We start from the raw sequence: 3,039 nt of genomic DNA, 5'->3' as shown, positions 1-3,039 counted from the left end.
TGCAGAGTATTATACCATGAAAACGTTTACTTTTGAACTGAAAAGTTAACTTAACTGTCTAAAATTACTAACTAAATCGTTCCTCAGTGTGCTCAGCTTACGCATTCCATAAACGTCGGATGCACCCCTTTGCAGGCGTGTTTTGACGGCGGTTTTACATCTCAAACGAACCTTAAGGAAGCAAAGGGTAAGGGCGTTAAAGACGTCTGTTTTTCCAAGGGGCGCGGGCTCAAGGAAGAAGACATGTGCCGAAGCAGATATGTTTATAAAGGATTACGAAATTTTAGAGCAGGGATAGAATCCGGTATCTCCTGGTTAAAGCGAAGCCTTGGCCTGACTCGTTGCACCTGGAAAGGATATGAGGGATTTAAGAGTTATGTGTGGGCGTCGATAGTCTCTGCCAACCTGCTTACCATAGCGCGTCAACAACTGGCTTAACAGCCAGTTGTTTGGCGGGATTTCTCTAAACAAACTGGATAGGTGCGCCTTGATTTCGGTTTTTGAATGAATTTGCATATGACAAGCTAAAAAGGACAGCAAGAGTTTGCTTGTCCCATGAATCGATTGTGTTCGTTGGTGCGACTGGCTGCGGCCGCCTTTGAAAAAAATGTCATTTATGGACAGACACTCGCTAGCGTTGAGGGTGTTTCTTGAATTGAGCCAATAAAATAGAGACCAAAAATTAACCCCATTATTGCCCCGAGGATACATCTCAGACCTAACCATCCTGATCGTAAATCTTGCAGATGCTTTGATGCTACTGTGTATTCTCCCTCCTTAACTGGAGGTGACTCTACAGATATCGTCAATGTAATGGCTTGCGCAAAGCTTCCTATAACCGCTCCAATTGGACAACCAATTATGAGTGCTATATCATAAGCATTCAATCCTAATTCATTCAAAAACATAGGTTCTCAATTAAAATGTAATAGTCTTTATCGTGGTCTGTCCCCGGTTACTCCATCATAACTCTGCCATGTTGCATACAGTTTAATCCAGCCAGTGCAAATCTCATCTCGATAATACACGTATAATGCCCTGCCATCTTGCTTGTTGCCTAACATGCTACTCTTCTGTATAAATACATGATGTAAGTGTGGTATCCTGTTAACTTGACATCCAGTAAGATTGTCGTGATATAAAGCAGAAAACAGGAGAACTCATTGAATTTACCTAGTCAACAATTTCTGTTTTTCGGAGTTATAAGGAAACCAGATAATAACTTGTTATAACTCAAAGTGATGGAGATCAATTGTGTCTGATTTAAATATTGAAAAAATCGAGCAGAGCATAAAAGATCGCAAAAAGTTACATTTAAAATTTCTAAATAATGTGAAAACATATAAGCCTTTTCTCGAATTAGAAGAGCAGGCTTTCAGTGATGGCGCTTTAAAGAAGAAAATTAAGGAGCTGATGGCTCTTTCTATTTCCATCGTTACGAAATGCGAACCTTGTATGGAATGGCATCTTGATCAAGCCATACAATCAGGCGCTACCGACGAGGAAATTTATGAGTCGATAGACGTTGCAATTGAAATGGGTGGAGGTCAAGCTGGGGCATATGCGCGCTTTGTCCTAAAGGCCTTGGAGTACTTCAAAGAAAGAAATAAAAAAAGGTTATAACCTTGGCTTTCAGCGGATCGCGGCCAAAAAGCGGCCGCTCCCGCTGAAGCCCACGTTTTCATTGCCACATCGAAGGTCTGAATATCCTGCTAGTAGCTCTGTTTTACATACTTCCTGTATCCCATAAGGAGTATTAGTGTCAATATTGCTTCTTTAGTTCCACGCTAACTCAGAAAATTTAGGCTGTTTTTCTGCAAATATTCTACAGTTGGTGGTCCGACTTCGAATGTTTTTCCAATTTTCATCATTTCCACTCAATTTTCCCGTCACGGTATGTTTCACCTGACGGAAAACCTACATTTGAATAAACTGTCTTTCCTTCTTTATTTGTCCAACTATAAACAGGTCCTTTTTGTTTTTGGTTAGGCTTGTTATGGTATTTTTTTGAGATTTCATGGGAAAGCCGATTGAATTTATGAAGGACCAAATCGTAGTTAATAAAAATCGATCCAGAATAACAGTAAAACGAAATGGCAGAAATATTGAGAACAACAGTGATATAAAACACCACCAGAAAGGATTGCTTTCTTGATTTGTGACGGAGCCGTCTTTGTGCAATGAGAGCACCTGGCCACCCTCCAATTAAACTAAAAAAATGGAGTGTATTTTCTGGCGTCCTCCACTCATCATTTTTTGCTTTAATCTTATCTTGCCGATAAAGTAAAAATGTGATGAGGCTTAACAAGAAATACAGAATCAATATAATCGGGTCCATTTTTTTTAAAAAAACTAGAACGCCAATACAAATCAAAAATACGCAGGACAAGCTCGAGTAAAAAACATCAAACATCTTGCCCAATTTCCTAGGGTCCCGTTCTCCTCGAAACAAAATCCTCTCCGCCCTTTGTTTCCCTTCCGAGTTTGTAGCTATTTCAAAAGAGACTTCGTCTCCAACAACTGGCCTTCTGGCTTGGTTGAGGAAGAAATTCTCGTGAAAGAAAAAATCGGCACCCCATTGATTGGTTCAATGAACCCGAACCCCTTATCGTTTTGCCACTTTACAACCTTTCCTTTTAATCTCATCTATCCATCAGAGAATATGTGTAGCCCTGCTTCCAAGGCAGGATCGCTGAGTTTCAAGTCCGCTATAGCGCAAGTTTCGCTAGGTACCCTTTGCAGCAATTACGTTAAGAGTACAAACAACTGAACTAGAACCGCCACCACGCTTGCCACCAAATCTTCAGGCCTTATCATGGTCTGTCCCCATTAGATTTTCCGACCCAATCCGGCTCCGACAAGCAAACCAAACAGACAGGGAGCTGAAATTCTGAGTGACTTGTTCTTATTATGGGAATCTCGAATAAATGGTTTATTCCCCAGCGTCTTTAATTATGCGATAAATATGGAAATCAGGGTCAATTCAACATTTAAATTTTCGTGTTTTTGGGGTTGCAGCGAACAACTCAATCGCCCTGA

General features: G+C 40.6%; 2 protein-coding genes and 1 pseudogene. 2 read left to right on the top strand and 1 reads right to left on the bottom strand.

From position 1 onward, the window contains the following. Positions 1–126: 126 nt before the first annotated feature. Both JWH17_RS22965 and JWH17_RS23960 read left to right on the top strand, forming a co-directional pair. Positions 127–438, top strand: a pseudogene (locus tag JWH17_RS22965) (transposase); the annotation flags it as partial. A gap of 816 nt (positions 439–1,254) precedes the next feature. After that, positions 1,255–1,623 (top strand): carboxymuconolactone decarboxylase family protein, encoded by a 369-nt coding sequence (locus JWH17_RS23960; RefSeq protein ID WP_205225037.1) that lies wholly within the window; start codon positions 1,255–1,257, stop codon positions 1,621–1,623. Positions 1,624–1,867: 244 nt separating this feature from the next. Here JWH17_RS23960 and JWH17_RS22955 read toward each other — a convergent pair whose 3' ends face one another. Then, positions 1,868–2,413: a DUF1294 domain-containing protein gene (locus tag JWH17_RS22955; protein ID WP_205225036.1), complete on the bottom strand. Its 546-nt coding sequence runs from the start codon at positions 2,411–2,413 to the stop codon at positions 1,868–1,870. Positions 2,414–3,039 lie beyond the last annotated feature (626 nt).

Origin of the sequence: Desulfogranum marinum, from assembly GCF_016918565.1 — a bacterium.
Lineage (GTDB): Bacteria > Desulfobacterota > Desulfobulbia > Desulfobulbales > Desulfobulbaceae > Desulfogranum > Desulfogranum marinum.
The sequence above is the reverse complement of the archived record's forward strand: the minus strand, read 5'-3'. Positions and strand labels throughout refer to the sequence as shown.

Bases quoted from the DNA above. Each gene is read 5' to 3' on its own strand.
- JWH17_RS22955 (WP_205225036.1), bottom strand. From the start codon at position 2,413: ATGTTTGATGTTTTTTACTCGAGCTTGTCCTGCGTATTTTTGATTTGT.